Source organism: Streptomyces sp. NPDC005963 (assembly GCF_040638655.1).
Classification (GTDB): Bacteria; Actinomycetota; Actinomycetes; order Streptomycetales; family Streptomycetaceae; genus Streptomyces.
This window is the reverse complement of the sequence record NZ_JBEXVD010000003.1, coordinates 356,380-375,409: the sequence shown is the minus strand read 5'-3', so window position 1 is coordinate 375,409 and position 19,030 is coordinate 356,380. Positions and strand designations below refer to the sequence as shown.

Below are 19,030 nucleotides of genomic sequence, written 5' to 3'. Positions count from 1 at the left end.
CTGGCCGTGGAGCACCTGACCTGGGCGAACGATCTCCTCCGACCGGCTCGGCCCCGTGCCGCCCAGGTGGCTGCCCAGCCCGCACGACGACCTGCCCGACCGGGGCGGCTGAGCCCCCGATCGCCCGGCCCGAAGCTCCGGGCGACATGCGAAAGGCCCCGCCCGGGGCACCGGACGGGGCCTTGCTCCAAACGACGAACGACCTAGCCGCGAAGTTCCTCGGCGACCAGTTCCGCGATCTGCACCGCGTTGAGCGCGGCGCCCTTGCGGAGGTTGTCGTTCGACAGGAACAGGGAGAGGCCGTGCTCCACGGTCTCGTCCACCCGGATGCGACCCACGTACGAGGCGTCCCTGCCGGCGGCCTGGAGCGGTGTGGGGATCTCGGAGAGCTCGACGCCGGGGGCGTCCTTGAGCAGTTCCCGGGCGCGCTCGACGCTCAGCGGACGGTCGAAGCGGGCGTTGACCTGGAGCGAGTGGCCCGAGAACACGGGGACGCGCACACAGGTGCCGGACACCTTGAGCTCCGGCAGCTCCAGGATCTTGCGGGATTCGTTGCGGAGCTTCTGCTCCTCGTCGGTCTCGAACGAGCCGTCGTCGACGAGGTTGCCCGCGAGCGGGACCACGTTGAAGGCGATGGGGCGCTGGTAGACCGCGGGCTCGGGGAAGTCGACCGCTTCGCCGTCGTGGGTGAGCTCGGCGGCCCTGTCGATGGTCTGCTTCACCTGGCCGTCGAGCTCCGCGACCCCGGCGAGCCCGGAGCCGGACACGGCCTGGTAGGTGGTGGCGATCAGGGCGCTCAGCCCGGCTTCCAGGGCGAGCGGCTTGAGCACCGGCATGGCGGCCATGGTGGTGCAGTTCGGGTTGGCGATGATGCCCTTGGGCCGGTCCTTGATCGCGTGCGGGTTCACCTCGGAGACGACCAGCGGAACCTCGGGGTCGAGCCGCCAGGCGGACGAGTTGTCGATCACGACCACGCCTTGGCCCGCGACCTTCTCCGCCAGCGCACGGGAGGTGGCGCCGCCCGCGGAGAACAGGGCGATGTCCAGCCCGGAGTAGTCGGCGGTGGAGGCGTCCTCGACGGTGATCTCCCGACCCTCCCACGTGATGGTGGAACCGGCCGACCGGGCGGAGGCGAACAGCCGCAACTCGTCGACGGGGAACTTCCGCTCGGCGAGGATCCTGCGCATGACTGTGCCGACCTGACCGGTGGCTCCGACGATACCGACCCTCACGGACGTCTCCTTCTTGCCTGCTTGCCTGTTCAAGGTGTCTGTGGCCACGGGGACCAAGTCCATGATGCGTATGTCCACGGCCCGGTTGTCCAGTCCATTGTCCAATGGTTGGGACGTGTGACGTAGGCCATGCCGCCCGGGCCCCTGAGCGGCGCACGACGAAGGCGCAGGGGATGGCGAAGGGGCGAGGCGCGGCGAAGGGGCGGGGCACGGTGAAGGGGCGGGCCTCCGGTCTTCCGGACGCCCGCCCCTCACATCACCTCGTGGAACCCTCGGTTACGGAGTGACCTTCTCGATCACCACGTTCCCCGCTCCGGCCGCTGCGCCGTTGGTGTTCACCAGCTGGGCCTGTCCGAAGAACTTGCGTCCCTCGGGCGCCCCACTGTTGACCACGACCTCGGCCGAGACCTGCGCCGTGCCGCCGGTGCCCAGCGTGATCTGCTGGCTGCCGTCGACCTTCAGCTCGCCCAGCGAGGGGGCGTAGTAGGCGTCCCGGTAGTCGTACTCGACCCCGGCGGTGCCGGGAACCGAGTAGCCGTCGACCACGATGTCGTACACGCCGGGGGCGGGCTTGAGCAGCGTGACGGCTTCCTCGGAGTCGCCGTCCGCGGACTGGGCGACCACCGCGGCACCGCGGCGGACGATCAGGTCGAGGTCGGCTGCCGTGTTGGAGACCTTGCCGATCGCCACCTCGAAGCGCTCCACGCCCTCGCCGATGGTGACGCGGGTCGTCTTCTGCTCGTGGTTGAGGATCGTCGGCCGGGCGGTGACCTCGGTGCCCAGCGGACCGCCGACCAGCTTGCCCGTGAGGGCGGCGAGATCGTTGTTGACCTTCCACTCGACGGGGGTCGGGGTGCCGACCTTCGCCTCGGGGACCGTCTTGACGGCCGGGTCGAACGTGGCGCCCAGCAGGGTCACGTCCAGCTCGTAGGGGTTGTCCAGCAGCGGCGAGGTCCGCCGCGACTCGACCTCGATCTCCCAGACGCCCGGCTGGGGGTTCGCGTACGAGCGGACGTCGGGCCGGCAGGTGTTCGCCGGGTTGTTGTAGTTCGGGTAGCAGAAGATCGTGGAGCTGTTCTCCATCTGCACGCCGTACGGGTGGATCGAGATGAACCGGGTCTGGCTGCCGGTCGCCAGACCGCCGAGGGCGACCTCAAGCGACTTGGCGCCCTGCGGCACGGTCACGAAGTAGGACTTGTGGCTGTTGCGCTGCACCGTGTCGGCGTACGACAGCTTGTGCGAAGGACCGGTGACCGGGGTGGAGACCACCACGGTGGACAGGACCTGCTTGTCCACGCCTTCGGTGCGTGGGTCGTCCAGTTCCAGGATGGCGCTGTGGACGCCGCCGGCCTTGGGACGGGCCTGGACGGTGACGGTGACGGGCTGGTTCAGCGGCAGCCGGACCCGGTCGCCGCCGAGCAGGCGGAAGACCTTGCCGTCGTTGTACTTCCACTCCAGGTTGTGCCAGAGCGCGCCCTGGGGACCGGTGGTCCGGGTGACGGTGATGTCGTACGTCTTCGACTGGCCGGCCTTCAGACCGCCCTCGCGGTCGTACAGACCGGTGCCGAAGCCGGGGGTCTTCAGCGCGAAGTCGATCGAGGTGTCGACCGGGGCCTTGACGCTGTACTCGTGTGCCGTCGCCCCGTTCTGGATCGACTCCCAGGCGCCGACGACGTTGACCATGCCGGCGCCCTGCTCGTGCGCCTTCACACCGGAGATCTTCTTCGCGGTGCTGGTGAGCGCGGTGCGCAGCTTCGCCGGGGTCAGTTCGACACCGCGCTGCTTGGCCGCCGACAGCAGCAGCGAGGCGGCGCCCGCGGCCTGCGGCGAGGACATCGAGGTGCCCTGCATCATCGAGTAGCCGGGCGGCAGCGCGTAGCCGGCCTCGGCGACCGGGCCGCCGGCCGTCCACGTCTGCGTGGTGTTGATGGCCGCACCGGGGGCGGTGATGGTCGGCGTGAAACCGCCGTCCTCACGCGGGCCGCGGGAGGAGAACGGGATCAGCGCGCTCTTCTTGGTGACGACCGAGCCGTAGTTCGACGCCCAGGTCTCCTTGGTGATGGAGGCCGCGACCGAGATCGCCTTGTGGGCGACGCCCGGGTCACCGACGGTGTTGACGCCGGGGCCGTCGTTGCCGGCCGAGATGACCAGCTGGACGCCGTAGAGGTCGATCAGACGGTTGTACATCTCGGCACGGGCGTTGGCGCCGTCGTTGAGCGCGGGCAGCCCACCGATGGAGATGTTGACGATGTCGACGCCGCGCTCGATGACCAGATCGGCCAGGCCCTCGGTCAGCGCGATGTTGGTGCAGCCGCCCGTCCAGGTGCAGGCGCGCGACGAGACCAGCTTGGCGCCGGGCGCCGCGCCGCTCATCTTGCCGCCGAACAGACCGTTGGCGGCGGTGATGCCGGCCACGTGGGTGCCGTGCGAGCCCTCGATGATGCCGAAGTTGACGTAGTCGGCGACGACTCCGGTCGTCGGATGGACGACGTCCTCGCGGACCTCGATGACGAACGGGATGCGCTCGGCGACCGGGGTGGCCGGGTCGTCCTTGCCGAAGTACCCGATCTGGAAGCCGTTGCGGTACGGCTTCATCTCGGTGTCGTTGGTGAAGTCGGCGTCGTTGTTGAGGTCGACGCGGACGGTCCGGGTGGTCGGGTCGTACAGCAGCGCCCACTGGTCGGTGGTGTCGCCGTCGCGGTTCAGGTCACCGTTCATGTCGCCACCGATGGTGGCGTTCTCGGAGAAGATGCTGAACTTGTAGTCACCGGTGGGGGCCGCGTACGTACGGCTGTTGACCGCGAACGTCGGGCCCTTGACGCCGAGCTGCATCTGGCGCCAGGTGTTGTCGCGGTCCAGGACCGGATCGGTCGCCGTGACCCAGTCGACGATCTTGCGCTCGCCGGTGGTGGTCTTCTGGAGCGCCGGGTGGCTGACGTCGATGCCGGAGTCCATGATGCCGATGGTCACACCGCGACCGTCGAACTTCCGGTTCTCCTTGACGAAGTCGACCGCGCCCGTCTCGAAGGACGGGTTGTACGGGTTCTTCGCCGGCGTGTTCTTGTCCGGAGCGGGCTGGGCCGCGGTCTGCTTGGCCGCCTTGCCCGCGGCCTTCACCCGGTCGGCGCCCGGGGTGGGGTCGTCCAGCTTGATCTCGTGCTTGAGGTCGATGCCGACCACGCTGGAGAGCTTGGCCGCCGAGGCGAGCGCAGCCTCCGCCTTGCCGGTGGGGAGCGTGGCGCGCACATAGCCGAGCTTGTCGTAGGTCTTGCCGACCGTGGCGCCCGGGACCGCGTCGAGCTGGCCGCTGACCTGCTCGGTGGCGCCGGGGGTGGTGGCGACCATGACGGTGACGGTCTTGTCGCCCTTGGCCTCGGCCTCGGCGAGCAGCTCCTCGTCGGCCGCGCCGATCTTGTCGGACGCCTTGGCCTGGACGCCGGAGGTGTTGCCCGGGTCGGTGGCGGGGGTGGTGGTGGCGAACACCGGTGCGGTGCCTGCCGCCACCAGAGCTGCCACCAGTGAGGCGGCAGCGGCGACGCGGGCGACGCGTCTGTGCCCAGGCACGGAGCTCCCGGATATGGGGCTCTGGGATTCGGGGGTCATCAGCATCCCTGTTGGTGAAAGAGACGTTTTCCCTGTTGCAAACAGCTTGACGGTTAGTCAGTCCGGATTTCGGTGCCGGATGACCGCTCAGCCTTTCGTACGCCATGGTGGTTTGGGGAGGGTTAACCGGCTCCCGAATGCGACGATGGCGCCAACCCGCCACGGGGGAGGATGCGCCACCGGGAACAAACAGGGTGTTACCGGCCGGTAGGGTCGTGTGCGTATGGAATGGCCGAAAGCGGCTCAACTCTCCACTCCAGCGCAACTCCCGGGATCCCTACCCGAGTCCCTACGGCTGATCGCAGTCGACTACAGGAGCTGCCATGCACACACAGACGGCCCGAAACGCCTTGGTCGCGGTGGTGGCGATCGCCGCCACCGGAGCCCTGGTGGCACCCGCCGCCGCATCGCCCACCCTCCCGACCGCATCGACGACGACCTTCACCACGACCCCCACGACGGCCCTCACGGCGAGCCTCACGGCGAGCCTCACGACGCGTGCGACGGCGTCCCCCGCGGGAACGGCGTCGACCGCCACCGCAGCCCGGGGTGACCACTCCGCCACCCAACGGGCCATCGAGGCCGTGGTCCGTGCGGGCGTGCCCGGAATCGTCGCCCAGGCGCACGACCGACGGGGGCCCTGGAGCGGCACCGCGGGCGTGGGGGACCTGCGCACGGGCCGGGAGCGCCAGGCGGCGGACCGCTACCGGGTCGGCTCCATCACCAAGACGTTCGTCGCCACCGTCCTGCTCCAACTGGAGGCGGAGGGACGGCTCGATCTCGACGACTCCGTGGACCGCTGGCTCCCCGGAGTCGTCAGCGGCCACGGGCACGACGGCCGCCGCATCACCCTGCGGCAACTGCTCAACCACACCAGCGGCATCTACAACTACACCGAAGACCCGGAGTTCCAGCAGAAGGTCTTCGGCGACGGCTTCTTCCAGCACCGGTACGACACCTGGCAGCCGCGCCAACTCGTCGACCTCGCCCTGCGACACGCGCCCTACTTCGCCCCCGGCACCGACTGGCACTACTCCAACACCAACTACGTCCTCGCGGGCCTGGTGATCGAGAAGGCGACCGGCCGGCCCTACGGCAGGGAGGTGGAACGCCGGATCCTGCGCCCCCTGGGCCTGCGCGCCACCTCCGTGCCGGGCACCGACCCGCGGGTGCCGCGCCCGGCGAGCCGCGCGTACTCCAAGCTCTCCCAGGATCCGGCCGCCACCGAGATCCACGACGTCACCGAACTCAACCCCTCGGCGGCCCACGCCGCGGGCGAGATGATCTCCGACTCGGCCGACCTCCAGCGCTTCTACCGGGCGCTGCTGAAGGGCGCCCTGCTGCCGCCGAAGCAACAGAAGGCGCTCACCGACACCGTCGCCGTCGACCCCAACCAGCCGCGGTACGGCTACGGGCTCGGTCTGATGAGTCAGAAGCTGAGCTGCGGCAAGGAGGTCTGGGGCCATGGCGGCGGCATCCACGGCTCCAACAGCAGGGCCGCCGTGACCGAGGACGGTGGCCATTCGCTGGCGATGAACTTCAACGGCGACTGGCTGGGCGACCGCGACACCGTGTTGGAGGCCGAGTTCTGTCGCTGACCGGCAGGGGCTCACCGGGGCAGGACCACCACATAGGCGGCGGGAGGTCGGTCTCCCGCCGCGGTCAGGGCCGTCTGGACCACCATCGCCTGCTGCTCGGGCGAGTCCCGCAGGTTCCGCGGCGTCAGATGGACCACGGTGATCCCGAGCCGCTCCAGGTGCTCCCGCTTGCGGGCGTGCTCCGACCAGGTCGCGTCCTCGTCCTGACTTGGGGCCCGGGTGTTGAGCTCCACGGCGACGGCCTGGTCGGGCCAGTAGACGTCCACGCCGCCCAACTGCGGTCCGCCCGGCAGCCGTAGGTCCACGTTCCACAGCGGATCGGGCAACTGGTAGGCCCGCACCAGGTCGTACAGCCGCTGCTCGGCGATGGAACGCCCCTCGGCGAGTAGGGAGTCGACCGCGTCCGCCACATGCGGCAGCGCCAACAGCCGCCCCCGGCTCAACTCCGCGACGAGCGAGGCCGGGTCGCAGTGCCTGTCCTGCACGGCTTCGGTCAGCAGGACGCGTACGAGACCGGGGTCGGCGAGGCTCCGGACGGCGTCCGCCAGGGCGCGGGCCACCGGTGCGATCGGCAGCCCGGTGACCTCTTCGGCCAGCGGCAGGGAGTGCGTCCGTACGATGCGGGCGCACCCCGTGGAGCGCAGTCGACGGGTCCGCGGTACGAGTACGTCGATGTGTTCGACGCCGGTCAGGGGCGGTGCGCTGGTGAACTGGTACAGCGCGAGCGCGGCCATCCCGGTGATCAGGGCGTTTCCGTACGGGGGAGCGGTGCCGTGCTCGGCCTGTGCGGGGATCACCGGCCGTCCGGCGTAGAGCAGGGCGCCGTGCAGCCGCTCCTCGCTGGTCGGCGTGCCGGAGTGCAGGAGGTACACCCCCGGCAGCAGTGCCTGCCACGGGCCGCCGGGACGACTGCGCGCGGCGGCCTGCGCGGGGGAGACGCCGTGGTCCCGGAGTTGGGGCGTGGACAGGAGGCGGGGCTTGAGGTCGGCCAGTTGGGGCTGCGGGAAGGCGTTCATGCTGCGGGAATGCCCATCCTGGGTGGGTGAGCTAACACGCCGTTACCATTTCGTCGACATTTCTGGACAAGGTAGCCCTAAAGTACGGCTGTTCGACTGCCGAGGTAGAAGACCTGATCTTCGGCCTTTGGATGGGGCGCGAGCAGGTGTCCGTCGTGCTCCTCGCGCTACAAAGCACCGGGGGCGCACCACCGCATCGGGTGGTGCGCCCCCGGTCTGAGAATCGGTCCGAAGAACGCCCTCTCAGGGCGCGGTCAGGACGCGGTCAGGATGCGGCGTCCCGGGCCTGGGCGCGGGCCGCGCGGGCCAGGTCGTCCCGGGCTTCCAGCACCAGTCGGCGCAGCGCCGCCGGCGCGGACTCATGCGCCGCGAGCCATACGTCGGTCGCCGCCAGCGTGGCATCGGCGTCCTGGAGGGCGGGGAACAGCCCGCGGACCACGTCCATCCCGATCTGGATGGACCGCTCCTGCCACACCCGCTCGATCGCCTCGAAGTACTTCGCCGTGTAGGGCTCCAGCAGTTCCCGCTGCCCCGACTGGGCGAAACCGGAGATGGTCGCCACCACCAGCGCATTGGAGAGCGTGTCCGATTCCACCATCTTCGCCCAGGCTTCGGCCTTCGCCTCGGCCGAGGGGCGGGCGGTCAGACAGCGGACCTCGTGGCGCTTGCCCGATGCGGTGTCGTCCAGGGCCAGCTCCGCCGCGATCGCCGACGCGTCGGCCACTCCTTCGGCGGCGAGCGGCTCCAGGAACGCCCAGCGCATCTCCTGGTCCACCTCCAGGCCGTCGATCTTCGCCGTCCCCGCGAGGAGCCCCTCCAGCAGTTGGAGGTCGGCGGTCGAGTGGGCCGTCGCGGCGAAGAACCGTGCCCAGGTCAGCTGGTGCTGGCTGCCCGGCTCCGCGAGGCGCAGCTCCCGCAGGGCGCCTTCGGCGAGCAGCCGTCCACCCTCCTCGCGCCATGCGGGCGCCGCGTAGTGGACGAGCGCGGTGTGGGTCCAGGTGTGGAGCATCTGGAGGACGCCGATGTCGCTCTCGCGCCCAGCGAACCGCAGGACGAGGTCGATGAAGTCTCGGGCGGGGACCAGCGCGTCCCTGGTCAGGCTCCACAGGGCCGACCAGCACAGGGCGCGCGCCATCGGGTCGGCGATGTCGCCGAGGTGGGCGCGCAGGGTCTCCAGCGAGCCTTCGTCGAAGCGGATCTTGCAGTAGGTGAGGTCGTCGTCGTTGACGAGGATCAGTTCGGGTCGCTCGGTGCCGGCGAGCTCGGTGACGACGGTCCTGGCGCCCGTCACATCCACCTCGGCCCGGGCGTAACGGACCAGGCCGGTTTCCGCGCCCTCGTACCGGTAGAGGCCGACGGCCACGCGGTGGGGGCGCAGGACGTCGCCGTCCTGGACGATCGCCAGTTCGGTGATCCTGTCGGCCGCGTCGTAGGTCGTCACCGGAGTGAGCGCGTTGACGCCGGAGGTCTCAAGCCAGGAGCGCGACCAGGCCGCCATGTCCCGCCCGGAGGTCTCCTCCAGCACGGACAGCAGGTCCGTGAGCCGGGTGTTGCCGTAGGCGTGCCGCTTGAAGTAGCGACGGGCACCTTCGAGGAACGCTTCTTCTCCGGCGTAGGCCACCAGCTGCTTGAGGACGGAGGCGCCCTTGGCGTAGGTGATGCCGTCGAAGTTCAGCTTGGCGTCCTCCAGGTCGCGGATGTCGGCCGTGACCGGATGGGTGGAGGGCAACTGGTCGGCGCGGTAGGCCCATGCCTTGCGGTTGTTGGCGAAGGTGATCCAGCCGTCGGTGAAGCGGGTGGCGCCGACGATCGCGTACGACCCCATGAAGTCCGCGAACGACTCCTTGAGCCACAGGTCGTCCCACCAGACCATGGTGACCAGGTCGCCGAACCACATGTGCGCCATCTCGTGGAGGATGGTGTTGGCGCGGCGCTCGTAGGACGAGCGGGTGACCTGGCCCCGGAAGATGTATTCCTCCCGGAAGGTCACGCACCCCGGGTTCTCCATGGCGCCGATGTTGTACTCGGGCACGAACGCCTGGTCGTACTTGCCGAACGGGTACGGGTAGTCGAACCGGTCGTGGAAGAAGTCCAGGCCCTGCTTGGTGATGAGGAAGACGTCGTCGGCGTCGAAGTGCCGGGCGAGCCCCTTGCGGCACATCGCCCCCAGCGGGATCTCCAGCACGGTCCCATCGGGGAGCTCGCGGGTGTAGAGATCGGTTTCGTAGTGGTACGGGCCGGCGACGACGGCGGTGATGTACGTGGAGATCGGCTTGGTGGCGGCGAACTGCCACACGCCGTCCTTCGCACCGGCCGACGGGTCCTCGGCGGGGCTGTTGCTCCAGACCGTCCAGCCCTCGGGGGCGGTGACCTCCAGCCGGTAGGGGGCCTTGAGGTCGGGCTGCTCGAAGTTGGCGAAGACGCGTCGGGCGTCGGCCGGCTCGTACTGCGTGTAGAGGTAGACCTCGCCGTCCTCCGGGTCGACGAACCGGTGCAGGCCCTCGCCGGTGCGGCTGTAGGCGCACTGGGCGTCCACCACCAGGACGTTGTCCCGGGCCACCGACTCCAGCGCGATCCGGGAGCCGTCGAAGACGGCGGCCGGGTCCAGGGCGGTGCCGTTCAGCGTGAGAGAGGTGACGGACGGGGCGATCAGGTCGACGAACGTCGAGGCGCCCGCCTGCCCGCTGCGGAAACGGATCGTCGTCACCGATCGGAAGGTGTGCGGTTCCGCCGAGTCCTCCCGCTCCCTGTCGACGGCGGAACGCAGGTCGAGACTCACCTCGTATCCGTCGACGGACAGCAGCTCCGCCCGCTGACGGGCTTCGTCGCGGGACAGGTTCTCACCGGGCACGGGCACTCCTTCGTCGCTCGTTGGACAGGAGCGATCCTGCCATGCGCACCTGGCAGCCGGTATCCCGGGAATCGGTCGACGGGCGGCCGTGTTGTCGCGTTCGAGCGCCCGGCGCGTTGCTTTGAGGTTTCGGCTGAGTTGTTCTGTGTTTGTTCTGTGGTGTCCCGATGAGGAGATGCATGTCCGAGAACGGCAAGACCCCGGTGGACTTCTGGTTCGATCCGCTGTGCCCCTGGGCCTGGATGACCTCCCGCTGGATGCTGGAGGTGGAGAAGGTCCGCGATGTGCAGGTCAGCTGGCATGTGATGAGCCTCGCCGTACTGAACGAGGACCGGCTCGACGAGCTGCCCGAGGGGTACCGCGAGCTGCTGGAGAACGCCTGGGGCCCGGTGCGGGTCGTCATCGCCGCCCGGGAACTGCACGGCCCCGAGGTGGTCGGCGACCTCTACACCGCGCTCGGCACCCGCTTCCACAACCGCGGTGAGGGCCCGAGCAGGGAGGCGATCGTCGGCGCCCTGGAGGACGTGGGCCTGCCGGTGGAGCTGGCCGACTACGCGGAGCGGGACACGTACGACACCGAGCTGCGGGCCTCCCACAAGGAGGGCATCGACAAGGTGGGCCAGGACGTCGGCACGCCCGTGATCGCGGTGCCCGGCGCGGACGGCGAGCAGATCGCCTTCTTCGGCCCGGTGGTCACTCCGGCGCCCAAGGGGGAGGAAGCGGCGAAGCTCTGGGACGGCACGCTGTTGGTGGCGTCGATCCCCGGTTTCTACGAGATCAAGCGGACCCGTACGGCCGAGCCGTCGTTCGACTGACGTAGGCGAACCCGTCCGCCGGGAACGGAAGTGCCCCACGAGTCACGTCCTCGTGGGGCACTTCCTCTTTTTCCGCCTGCCGTGAAGGGTGAGAAGACGATCACGAGCAGGACGCGTGGCCGGGCCCGCGAGGGGCCCGGCTGGGTGCGGCGATCAGGGGGCGATGAGCGGGGTGCGGTCCTTGGCCTCGGCGTAGCGCTTGGCCACGTCCTGCCAGTTGACGACCTCCCACATGGCGTCGATGAAGTCGACCTTCTGGTTCTTGTACTGGAGGTAGAAGGCGTGCTCCCAGGCGTCGAAGACCAGGATCGGCACCGAGCCCTGGCCCACGTTGCCCTGGTGGTCGTAGATCTGTTCGACGATCAGGCGGCGGCTGACCGGCTCGTAGGCGAGTACGCCCCAGCCCGAGCCCTGCGTCGTCGCGGACGCCTTCGTCAGCTGGGCCTTGAACTTCTCGAAGGAGCCGAAGGACTCGGCGATGGCGTCCGCCAGTTCGCCGACGCCGTCCTTCTCCAGCGGCTCGCCGCCACCGTCTCCGGTCATGTTGTGCCAGTAGATGCTGTGGAGGATGTGTCCGGAGAGATGGAACGCGAGGCTCTTCTCCAGGCCGTTGATGGCCCCCCAGGACTCCTTGTCGCGGGCTTCCGCGAGCTGCTCAAGGGTGTCGTTGGCGCCCTTGACGTAAGCGGCGTGGTGCTTGTCGTGGTGCAGCTCGACGATCTGCGGATTGATGACCGGTTCGAGCTCGGTGTAGTCGTACGGCAGATCAGGAAGTGTGTAGATGGCCATTGCTCCGGTCCCTCCGACTGCTTATTGCGCATCTTATGCAAGTGCACGTTAGCAGCAGCATGGGGCCCTTGCAGATCAGGCATTGGACCTAGGTCATTGGTGCCGTCATGGGTGCCGTACCGCCCCTCGCGAGCACCGCCAGATCGGGGAAATCGGTGACCACCGCGTCCACACCGAGCCCGTAGTACAGGGCGTACTCACCGAATGCGTCACCGAACTCCGAGGCCGCACCCCGTCTGCGGAAGTCGCCGTGCAGATAGGCGTTTTCCGCCCGGAACGTGTACGCGCCCACGCGCAGCCCCAGAGAATGCGCGTCCGACAGCAGGGGCGACGGCGGCAGCAGCGATGTCTTGTCCGGGCCGATCCACCGTGCGTAGCGCGCGATCTCCCGCAACCCGTCCGGTGTGGCCATCCGGGCGTATGTCGTGTCATGGCCGAACGGCCCGCCGGTGGTCCCCAGCGCCTGCCACAGCGGCAGTCCGAGCCCGGCCGCGGCGAGCCTGCGCAGGCTGGCGGGCTCGAACGACTGGAGGGTGCACTCGGCGGGACCGAGCCGGTTGCGCCGAACGGTGCGCACCACCTCCGGCTCCAACGGCAGCCCGATGGAGCGGAAGTACCCGGGGTGCTTGAGTTCGGGGAACAGGGCGATGCGGCGGCGATGTCGGCGGGCCAGGGCCCGGGTGAGGTCGATGACCTGCTGGAAGGTCAGGATCGGTGACCGTCCGTCGAAGACCGTGTTGCGGTTGCGCAGCAGCGGCAGCCGCTCGACGGCGCGCAGGGTGCCGAGTTCGGCGAGGGTGAAGTCCTCCGTGAACCAGCCGCGCACCCGGCGGCCGTCGATGAGCTTGCTGGTCTCCCGGGAGCGGAACTCCGGATGCTCGCGCACGTCCGTCGTCTGCGAGATCTCGTTCTCGTGCCGCACCACCAGGACGCCGTCCCCGGTCGCCACCAGATCCGGTTCGAGCCAGTCCGCCCCGACGGCCGCGGCCAGTGCATAGGACTCGGCGGTGTGCTCGGGGCGCCAGCCCGGCGCCCCGCGGTGCCCGATGACCAGGGGCCGGCGCTGATGGCCGTGCGCCCGTGCCCGGTCCGTTCGGGTGGCAGCCGCCGCCCCGGCCAGGAGCACCGAACGCCGCCCCGGGACGATCGCCACCCCGGGACCTAGGAGGCTCGGGCCAGGGCGCGCGCCGTGGCGAGTTGCTCCAGGTGGTCCTCGTACGCCTTCGCGTAGAACACCGCCCGCGCCGGGTCCGGTTCCACCACCTCCACCGGGGCGGTCCACTCCGCCGTGTCCACCTCCCGGCCGCAGCGCCCCGCAGCGGTGAGGACCGCACCCCGCGCCCCCACCTCGCCCTCGGCGATGCGCAACGGCCGCCCGAGGACGTCGGCGAACAGCCGGGTCCACGCCGAGGACCGGGTTCCGCCCCCGCACAGCGTCGGCGAACCGGTCAGCCCCGCCGCCTCCAGACAGTGCCGCGCGGCGAATCCGATGCCCTCGCAGACCGCCCGCACCAGGTCCTCGCGGGACGTCTCCAGGGACACCCCGGTGAACTGGGCCCGCAGCCGCGGTTCCACGAAGGGCGCCCGCTCCCCGGACGGCGCGAAGTACGGCAGGGCCCGCACCCCACGGGCACCGGGGCCCGTCGCGTCCAGTACGGCGTCGACCTCCGCATGCGACACGCCCGTGATGCCGAGCACCCAGTCGAGCGCCGCCGTCCCCACCATCGCCGGCATCGCCCGCAGCCACTGCCCCTTCCGGTCGGTGGAGATGTGCAGCCCGGCGGGCTCCCCGGCCAGGTCCAGGTCCCGGGTGACGACGAGCGCGGCCAGACAGGTGCCCACGATCAGCAGTCCGTCGCCGGCGGATGTGACCCCCGCGCCCTCGGCACAGGCCGCCAGGTCGTAGGGGCCGCTGGTGAGGGGCGCGCCGGAGGGAAGTTCCGCCACCGCGATCGGGTCGCTGATCGCGGGCAGCAACCGGCGGCGGTGGGCGAGCCCGAGCGCGGCCACCACCTCGTCGCCGTAGTCGCGGGTGCGGGGGTCGAGGAACGGCATCGACGCATCGGAAACGTCCGTCGCCCGTACGCCCGTGAGCCGTTGGAAGACCATGTCCTTGCAGGCGACGGCCGCGGCTGCCGCATCCAGCGAAGCCGGCTCATGACGGTCGAGCCAGGCGAGCACCGGGCCGGGGCAGCCGGGGAACAGGGCGCTCCCGGTGCGCCGGTACACGGTGTCCACGATCCCCGCGGCCTGCCACTCCTCGACCAGGTCCCGGGCCCGTCCGTCCATCCACGAGATCGCGGGGCGCACGCCGCGCCCGGACTCGTCGACGAGCCACACCCCGTCGCCCTGTCCGGTGAGTCCGACGAGCGCGGGGCGTCCGATGCGTGCGGTCAGCGCACCCGTGACCTCCTGGACGGCGCCGTACACCTCGTCCATGTCCTGCTCGACGTGCCCGCCCTGGATGTCGAGGCGCAGCGGGCGCGATTCGGTGTGCAGGGGCTGGCCGTGCTCGTCGAAGGCGACGGCCTTGACCGCGGACGTGCCCGCGTCGATCCCGATGAAAGCCGCCATCGCGCCCCTCCCGAATCCATTGGGTCCCGTGCGTGAGTCTTCCCCGACGGCACGCCCCGGGCACGGACCCGCGCCCGAACTGTCCCCTGGCCGGCCCTGCACCCGAACGCCGACCGCCACCTGCGCCGGGAGGGCAAGGGCGCCGGGAGGACAAGGGCGACGGCAAGGGGTGCGGGGCCGGGGCCGAAGGCCCCCCAACAGACCCTCGGCTCCGGCCCCGCCGTGGCCTCCGCCGGTCCGCGCACGGCCGGACGGAGGCAGGTTCTCCGGAGCGGATGCCCCTCCTACGGCAGCGCGTTCGCGGGCGGCTGGCCCTTCGCGTACCGCACCACTTCGGCCGCCGCGATCCGGGCCGCCTTCCGCGCCACCGCCTGACTCGCCCCGGCCACGTGCGGGGTCAGCACCACGTTCGGCGTCGACAGCAGTCGTGAGCCCGGCCGCAGCGGCTCCTCCTCGAAGGTGTCGAGGGCCGCCGCGCCCAACTGTCCGCTGTCCAGGGCGTCGCACAGGGCTTCCGTGTCCACGAGCCCGCCGCGTGCCGCGTTCACCAGCACCGCGCCCCGGGGCAGCATCGACAGTTCACGGGCCCCGATCAGACCCCGCGTCTGGGGCGTCAGCCGGGCGTGCAGGGTCAGCACCCGGGACCGCGACAGCAGCGCTTCCAGCGACGGCGTCCGGATGCCCCGCACATCGCCGCGCACATACGGGTCGTACACCTCCACCTCGGCGCCGAAGGCACCCAGCACCCGGGCCACCCGACTGCCCACCGCCCCGTAGCCGATGAGGCCCACGGGCGTGTCCTCCAACTCCAGACCGCTGCGTTCGTACGTGTAGTACGAGCCGTCCCAGCCGCCGGACCCGGTCAGTGCGCCGTGCGCCTCCGGGATGCGCCGTAGGGCGGAGAGCATCAGTCCGATCGTGAACTCCGCCGTCGCCGCAGCGTTGCGCCCGGGGGCGTAACAGACCCTCACCCCGCGTTCCCTGGCCGCGTCCGCGTTGACGTTCACCGGGCCGCCGCGACAGACCGCGATGAGTTTGAGGTCCGGGGCCGCTTTGAGGACCCGTTCCGTGAAGGGGGCCATCTGGGTGATGCACACCTCCACCCCGTCCAGCGCCCGGATCAGGGCGTCTTCGACGTCGCTCGCCTCATCGACCTCGCCGACCTGCCCGAACGGCTCGATCGGCCAGGGCAGGGTGAGTTCGGTGAGCTCCAGCGAGGAGTCGGCGAGGTCCTGGCGCAGGGCCTCGGCGATCAGGGAGTTGCGGACGAAGTGGTCGCCGGCAGCCAGGACTTTCATGCAGTTCCTCCGCGTGATCGTTCGCGAGATCGTTCATGGCCTGTGCTCGGTGGCGGCTGGGGCCGGCCTGATGCGCAGGGAAGGCCCCTGGGGGCGCACAACGCTCTGTGTCAGACAGCCCCTAGACCTCGCCCAGCGCGCAGACCTGATAGGGGATCTGGTGCTCGTCGAGTTCGCGCAACGCGTCGGCCGGTGCACCGTCGTCGATGAGCACCAGATCGAAGCGGGAGAGCGGGGCGAGCCGGTGGAGCGCGGTCCGCCCGAGCTTGCTGTGGTCGAGCAGGAGGATGTTCCTGGCCGCCGAATCGAGCATGGCGCGCTTCACGGACACGATGTGCTGCTCCTGGTGGTACGCGAACCCTGCGGACGCCGCCGACGTCGAGGTGAAGGAGATGTCGGCCCGCAGCGACTGCACGGCCTCCACACACGAGACCCCGAGGAAGGAGGAGTGCAGCGGATCGTAGTCGCCTCCGAGCGCAATCAGATGGATGCCGCGCTCGGTGGAGAGCAGGGTGAGTGCCTCCAGGAAGTTCGTCACCACCGTCAGCGGGGCCACCCCGCCCAGTTGCCGGGCCAGTTCCAAAACGGTGGACGAGTCGTCGATCATCACCGCCATACCCGGTTCGATGAGATCCAGAGCCCGCGCCGCCACAGCCGCTTTCTCCCGGCGCATCGACTTCATGCGGTACGCCACATTTGATTCGAAGACACCGGACGGCTGAGCGGTGACGCCGCCATGGAACTTGCGGACGACCCCTTGGCGCTCCAGTTCGTCCAAATCGCGGTGCACGGTCATGAGGCTGACGCCGAACCGCTCGGCGAGTTCCGCAGCGGCGGCCTCGCCCCGCGCCAACACATGGTCGGCTATCGCCTCCCTGCGTAACGCGGGGCGTTGCCGTCCCATCCGACCTCCCACGCCCGATGGCTTGAATCGCCTCAGAGCTTGAGTCAGTCAAAGGGGGGCGTCAATGCTTCGCGCAGCGGTTTTTCTCGGCGCAACATGAGAACTTCTCATAAAGCAACGTGAAAAGGGTTATGGCCTTAAGGGGAAGTTATGTGGATGGGCATCGACCTCGGGACGCAGGGCGTCCGCGCGGTGGTCGTGGACGACGCGGGCACCGTCCACGGCAGCGGCTCGGCCCCCCTGGTCTCCCACCGCACGGGCGATCGCCACGAGCAGTCGTCGGACGACTGGTGGACGGCTGTGGTCGCGGCCTGTCGAGCCGCCCTGCGCAACGGCCACCGTCCCCGGGCACTCGCGATCTGCTCCACGTCGGGCACGGTCCTGCTGACCGATCGCCACGGCCGGGCCACCACGCACGCCCTGATGTACGACGACGGCCGGGCACCGGGCCGCGGCCCCGGCCGTGCCCTGTGGCTGCGGTCGCAGTACGGCCCCGGACGGGTCACCCATCAGGCCGATCTGATCGCCTCCCGCCTCGCAGGTCGACCGCTGCCCACCGACTCCAGCCACGCCCTGAAGACGGGGTACGACCCCGAACGTGAGGTCTTCGACGCCCCGGGCGTGCCGACCGCCGAACTGCCCGACGTGGTGCGGCCCGGCACCGTCATCGGCGAGGTGGACCGGGCCGCAGCCGCCGAGACGGGCATCGCGGCGGGGACCGCGATCGTCGCCGGGATGACCGACGGCTGCGCCGCACAGATCGCCTCCGGTGCGCTGACGGTGGGCTCCTGGAACGCCGTGCTGGGCACCACCCTCGTCCTCAAGGGGGTCACGGCCACGCCCCTGCGCGACCCGTCCGGAGTGGTCTACAGCCATCGCTCGCCGGATGGCGTCTGGCTCCCCGGCGGCGCCTCGGGCGTCGGCGGTGGAGCACTGCGCTCGGCGTTCCCCGAGGCCGACCCCGCTGCCCTCGATGCTCTGGCGGCGGCGCACGAGCCGGCGGCAGCGGTGGCGTACCCCCTGGTCGGGCAGGGCGAACGCTTCCCCTTCCTGGCGCCCGGAGCCAAGCCCTTCCTGCTGGGCACCCCGACGTCGGACGCGGACCACTGGGCCGCCCTCCTCCAAGGGGTCGCGCTCGTGGAGCGGCTGTGCCTGGACTACCTGGACCTGTTGGGCGCGCCCGTGGACGGGGCACTGACCTGTACGGGAGGTGCCGTGCGCAGCGCGTACTGGACCCGGCTGCGCGCGGAGGTGTCGGGCCGGACCATGCGCGTCCCCGTCTGTGCCGAACCCGCGCTCGGCATGGCGGTCCTGGCCGCGTACGGCATCCACGGAACGGCGTCCCTCGCTGCGGTGGCGCAGCGCATGGTCCGTCCGGGGGAGGAGTTCGCACCGCGCGGCGGCGGCCGGTTCACCGAGCCCTATCTGGCCCTGGTGGCGGAGTTGGAGCGGCGGGGCTGGCTGCCGGGATCGGTCGCGGCCCACGCCCGGGCACGTACCGAGAAGGCGCGCACCCAGAGCGCGCCGTGAACACCGAGGGGTCCGGGCTGCCCGGTTGCCGGGCGCCCGCAGAGCCACGGCAGCAGACCATGGGACGGGAAGTCACCGACCGGATGAGGGAGTCCCCATGAGCGCGACCCTGTTGCTGGCTCGACACGGCCAGACCGTGTGGCACGCGGAGAACCGCTATGCGGGCATCAGTGAGGTGCCCCTCACCGACGAGGGCCGCGACCAGGCCCGTCGTCTGGGCCGTTGGGCGGCTCGCACCCCGATCGACGCGATCTGGACGTCGACGCTCTCCCGCGCCGTCGCGACCGCCGCACCGGCCGCCGCCGCACTCGATCTCGTCCCGAGGCGTGAACACGACCTCCGGGAGTGTGATTTCGGGGTGGTGGAGGGGCGCACGCTCGCCGAGTTCGCGGCCGAGCACCCCGGGGCCGCGGCGGCGTTCACCGCAGACCCGGTGGCGCATCCCTTTCCCGGGGCTGAGGATCCGGCGGCGGCGGCGCTCAGGGGAGCGGGGGCGCTGCGCCGGATCGCTTCGGAGCACGACGGCGGGCGGGTGCTGGTGGTGGCGCACAACACGCTGCTCCGGTTGGTGCTGTGCGAGTTGCTGTCCGTGCCCCTGCGCAACTACCGCCGTACCTTCCCGGCGTTGCGCAATACCGCGGTGAGTGAAATCCGGTTGGGAACGGAGGAGTGCGCGCTGTTCTCGCTCAATGTGCCGTGCGCATAGAAGAGTCGCTCCTATCCGCTGGTATTCGGGGGCAATCCGTCTCATGCGTTTTCATGACAGTAAAGCGGTTCGTCATACCATTCTGCGCTGAGGCGGTTCCGTGGGGAATTCCGC

The 19,030-nt window shown here is 70.3% G+C and carries 13 protein-coding genes; 4 read left to right on the top strand and 9 right to left on the bottom strand.

Annotated elements, in window-relative coordinates; genetic code table 11:
* Window positions 1-203 precede the first annotated feature (203 nt).
* Together ABZ348_RS07680 and ABZ348_RS07675 are read right to left on the bottom strand one after the other, a co-directional pair.
* Window positions 204-1,232: an aspartate-semialdehyde dehydrogenase gene (locus ABZ348_RS07680; RefSeq protein ID WP_358930374.1), complete on the bottom strand. Its 1,029-nt coding sequence runs from the start codon at window positions 1,230-1,232 to the stop codon at window positions 204-206.
* Between the two features lie 276 nt (window positions 1,233-1,508).
* On the bottom strand, window positions 1,509-4,841 hold the full coding sequence (locus ABZ348_RS07675; RefSeq protein ID WP_358930372.1) for a S8 family serine peptidase: 3,333 nt from the start codon (window positions 4,839-4,841) through the stop codon (window positions 1,509-1,511).
* A gap of 317 nt (window positions 4,842-5,158) precedes the next feature.
* Between ABZ348_RS07675 and ABZ348_RS07670 the strand changes: the two genes are divergently transcribed.
* On the top strand, window positions 5,159-6,433 hold the full coding sequence (locus tag ABZ348_RS07670; protein ID WP_358930370.1) for a serine hydrolase domain-containing protein: 1,275 nt from the start codon (window positions 5,159-5,161) through the stop codon (window positions 6,431-6,433).
* 11 nt (window positions 6,434-6,444) lie between these two features.
* Here the strand turns inward: ABZ348_RS07670 and ABZ348_RS07665 are convergent, their stop codons facing one another.
* Together ABZ348_RS07665 and pepN are read right to left on the bottom strand one after the other, a co-directional pair.
* Window positions 6,445-7,449 (bottom strand): hypothetical protein, encoded by a 1,005-nt coding sequence (locus ABZ348_RS07665; protein ID WP_358930369.1) that lies wholly within the window; start codon window positions 7,447-7,449, stop codon window positions 6,445-6,447.
* A 265-nt stretch (window positions 7,450-7,714) separates the two neighbouring features.
* Entirely contained in the window at window positions 7,715-10,300 is a 2,586-nt protein-coding gene (pepN, locus tag ABZ348_RS07660) for an aminopeptidase N (protein ID WP_358930368.1), read from the bottom strand.
* Window positions 10,301-10,479: 179 nt separating this feature from the next.
* Here pepN and ABZ348_RS07655 point away from each other — a divergent pair, with 179 nt between their 5' ends.
* A complete protein-coding gene (locus ABZ348_RS07655; protein WP_358930366.1) occupies window positions 10,480-11,115 on the top strand; it encodes a DsbA family protein in 636 nt (211 codons plus the stop codon).
* A gap of 153 nt (window positions 11,116-11,268) precedes the next feature.
* On the opposite strand, the gene ABZ348_RS07650 is transcribed toward ABZ348_RS07655, so the two are convergent.
* The 5 genes from ABZ348_RS07650 to ABZ348_RS07630 form a co-directional block, all read right to left on the bottom strand.
* Entirely contained in the window at window positions 11,269-11,904 is a 636-nt protein-coding gene (locus tag ABZ348_RS07650; protein ID WP_358930364.1) for a superoxide dismutase, read from the bottom strand.
* 88 nt (window positions 11,905-11,992) lie between these two features.
* A complete protein-coding gene (locus ABZ348_RS07645) occupies window positions 11,993-13,057 on the bottom strand; it encodes a glycerophosphodiester phosphodiesterase family protein (RefSeq protein WP_358930362.1) in 1,065 nt (354 codons plus the stop codon).
* Window positions 13,058-13,065: 8 nt separating this feature from the next.
* Window positions 13,066-14,478 carry an FGGY-family carbohydrate kinase gene (locus tag ABZ348_RS07640; RefSeq protein WP_358930361.1) on the bottom strand — a complete coding sequence of 471 codons (1,413 nt, stop codon included), beginning with the start codon at window positions 14,476-14,478 and terminating at the stop codon, window positions 13,066-13,068.
* A 284-nt stretch (window positions 14,479-14,762) separates the two neighbouring features.
* Complete coding sequence (locus ABZ348_RS07635; RefSeq protein WP_358930359.1) at window positions 14,763-15,776, bottom strand: 2-hydroxyacid dehydrogenase; 1,014 nt, start codon at window positions 15,774-15,776, stop codon at window positions 14,763-14,765.
* Between the two features lie 121 nt (window positions 15,777-15,897).
* Entirely contained in the window at window positions 15,898-16,680 is a 783-nt protein-coding gene (locus ABZ348_RS07630) for a DeoR/GlpR family DNA-binding transcription regulator (protein ID WP_358930357.1), read from the bottom strand.
* Window positions 16,681-16,830: 150 nt separating this feature from the next.
* Here ABZ348_RS07630 and ABZ348_RS07625 point away from each other — a divergent pair, with 150 nt between their 5' ends.
* Complete coding sequence (locus ABZ348_RS07625; RefSeq protein ID WP_358930356.1) at window positions 16,831-18,210, top strand: FGGY family carbohydrate kinase; 1,380 nt, start codon at window positions 16,831-16,833, stop codon at window positions 18,208-18,210.
* A gap of 97 nt (window positions 18,211-18,307) precedes the next feature.
* Window positions 18,308-18,916: a histidine phosphatase family protein gene (locus ABZ348_RS07620; RefSeq protein WP_358930354.1), complete on the top strand. Its 609-nt coding sequence runs from the start codon at window positions 18,308-18,310 to the stop codon at window positions 18,914-18,916.
* Window positions 18,917-19,030 lie beyond the last annotated feature (114 nt).